The organism is Acidiphilium sp. PM (genome assembly GCF_000219295.1).
Lineage (GTDB): Bacteria > Pseudomonadota > Alphaproteobacteria > Acetobacterales > Acetobacteraceae > Acidiphilium > Acidiphilium multivorum.
In genome coordinates, this window is the sequence record NZ_AFPR01000318.1 from 1 (window position 1) to 2,748 (window position 2,748).

The following is a 2,748-nucleotide window of genomic DNA, read 5'->3' on the forward strand; positions in this document are numbered from 1 at the left end:
CGCCCCGCGGGCCGGACTGGAAGGCGGTGGTCCATCCCGGCACCGCCGGCGGCAGCAGCGGCAGCAGCGTCGCCGTCTCGGCCCGCAGCCGCGCCGGCACCGTGCCGTTCAGGAGCCCGCCGGTCGTCCCCGTCGCCAGCCGCCGGCCGAAGCGCGAGAGCAGCGCGTGATGCCGCCGGGCGAAATCCAGCATGACCGGCTTCTGCGTATCGTGGGCGATCAGCCCGATCGTCTCCGTCGCCGTCGCCTCCGGCCGCACCCAGCGGGCGAGCTGCGCCGCAAGCCCGGTGCGGTCGATCCCCGCCATGCCGTTCCAGACCAGCGCGCACCATTCCGAGGCCGCGCCCCTGTTGGTCAGGAACGGCCGCCCATGCACCACGCATTGCCGCTTCAGCGCCTGCATCTCGGGAAACACGCCGATCGGGTCGACCGGATCGATCAGGTAGATCACGAAATCCAGCGCCGCCCGCCCCTCGGCGTCGGGCACCACCATCGAGGTCAGGGTGATCACCCCGCCCTCGCGCGCCGGCCGCAGCCGCGCCGGCGGGTTTCCCGCCAGCAGGCCGGAGGCGAGGATGGCGTCGCAGGTCGCCCCCACCGCGTGCAGCGCCACCGCCGGTGACGACAGGAACGGCGCGAAATCCCGCAACAGGCCGAACAGCGGCGAGACCTCGCTGCTCCGCATCGCCGCCGACGCCGCGATCCCGATTCGCAACCGTCCCCCCTCGCCCGCCGCCGCGCCGTCCATCGCGTCCCTCCCCGCATTCGTTCCGCCCCAGCTTCGAAGCCGGCGGCGCAAAAATCAATAGACGGCGCCGCCGCCAGCCCGGCAAACACCGCGTTTGACCAATAATCGAAACATCAACGTCCAAATTTCATGGATTTCGTATCCGTCAGTGAGACTATGGATTCCGTTAATCGTGATTTAACCACCCGCCCCAATACTAGGCGAGATTGTAACGATAACGTGACGTTCCATCTCCTTTGGAGGCCATTTGATGAAGTTTCCGTTCAACGGTGCCAGCCGACGCGTGCATGCGTCGCTGAACGCCATGGCCGGCATCGTCCAGGTCGGGGCCGACGGTACCGTGACCGAGGCGAACGAGGCGTTCTGCGCCCTGCTCGGCCGCACGCCGGCGCAGCTCGCCGGCCAGCCCCGCGCCGGGCTGATCGCCGGCGCCGCCGATGCCGGCTATCTGCGCCATCTCGCCGCCGGCGGCGGCTGGCGCGGCATCCAGAAACTCGTCACTGCCGGCGGCGAGCCGGTCTATGTCCATGTCGCCGCCCACGCCCTCGCCGCCGGTGCCGCGCGCGGCACGGTCGAGCTGATCCTCCCGCTCACCGAGGACGAGCTTCGCACCATGCGCGAGGCGCGCGGCCTGCACACCATCGCCAGCGGCCGCGGCATGATCGAATGCGCGCCGGACGGCACGATCATCGACGTCAACAACAATTTCCTGCGCGCCGTCGGCTACCGGCGCGAGCAGCTGGTCGGCCAGCATCACCGCATCCTCGCCACCCCGGAAGACGTCAGCGGCGACGCCTATCGCCGGTTCTGGGACCGGCTGCGCACCGGCGAGCATTTCGTCACCGAGGTCCGCCGCCGCCACCACGATGGCAGCGCCGTCTGGCTCGCCGAATCCTACAACGGCATGCGCGATGCCGAAGGCCGGCTCGCCAGCATCATGATCTTCGCCACCGACGTGACCGACCGCGTCCGCGCCGTCGACCTGATCAAGCAGGCCCTGGCCGGCCTTGCCGCCGGCGAGCTCGACGTGGCGGTGCCCGCCGGCCTGCCCGCGCCCTTCGATGCGATCGCCGGCGACCTGAACGGCGCCGTCGGCGCCCTGCGGACGACGATGCTCCAGCTCCGCCAGTCCTCCGCGGTGATCGACACCTCGATGAGCGAGATCCGCGCCGCCGCCGACGATCTCGCCCGCCGCACCGAGAGCGAGGCGGCGAGCCTCGAGGAATCCGCCGCCGCCCTCGCCCAGCTCGACCGGCATTTGCGCACCACCGCCGAGGATGCGAAACGCGCCCGCGCCAGTGCCACGGCCGCGGCCGGCGTCGCCGGCGAATCGAGCCGCCTGGTCAGCGAGGCCGTCGCCGCGATGCACGCGATCGAGAATTCCTCCGGCCAGATCGCCCAGATCATCGACATGATCGAGGAGGTCGCCTTCCAGACCAACCTGCTCGCGCTCAACGCCGGGGTCGAGGCCGCCCGCGCCGGCGAGGCCGGGCGCGGCTTCGCCGTGGTCGCCTCCGAGGTGCGCGCCCTCGCCCAGCGCTCGTCCGAGGCGGCGAAGGAGATCACCGCGCTCATCCTCGCCTCGCGCAGCCAGGTCTCCGCCGGCGTCGATCTCGTCGGCCGCACCGGCGAGACGCTGCAGGGAATCTTCGGCAATGTCGACGAAATGAACCTCCGCATCGCCGACATCGCCGCCGCCGTCACCGCCCAGTCCGACGATATCGGCGCGATCAACACCGCGATCAGCCATCTCGACAAGGCGATCCAGCAGAACGCCGCCATGGCCGAGGAGGCGAACGCCGCCACCGCCACCCTCGCCGGCGAGGCGACGGCGCTGGCCAACATCGTCTCCCATTTCCGCTTCTCGCAGCAATCGCCGCAAGCCGCCGCCCGCCGTCTCGAACTCGCGGCGTCATGAATCCCGGCGCGGCGCGACGGTGCTGCCCCGCGCCGCCAGCCGGAGTCCGACCTCGATCCGCTCCGGCGCTGCCGCCTCGCCG

2 protein-coding genes are annotated in these 2,748 nt (G+C 71.1%); one reads left to right on the plus strand and one right to left on the minus strand.

The window, feature by feature from the left end; translation table 11 throughout:
* On the minus strand, window positions 1-748 hold a 748-nt coding region (locus APM_RS12065), incomplete at its 3' end, for a hypothetical protein (protein ID WP_007423659.1).
* A gap of 250 nt (window positions 749-998) precedes the next feature.
* Here APM_RS12065 and APM_RS12070 point away from each other — a divergent pair.
* A complete protein-coding gene (locus tag APM_RS12070) occupies window positions 999-2,666 on the plus strand; it encodes a methyl-accepting chemotaxis protein (protein ID WP_007423660.1) in 1,668 nt (555 codons plus the stop codon).
* The last annotated feature ends 82 nt before the right edge of the window (window positions 2,667-2,748 follow it).

Coding starts and splice junctions, on each gene's coding strand:
- APM_RS12070 (WP_007423660.1), top strand. CDS start 999: ATGAAGTTTCCGTTCAACGGTGCCAGCCGACGCGTGCATGCGTCGCTG.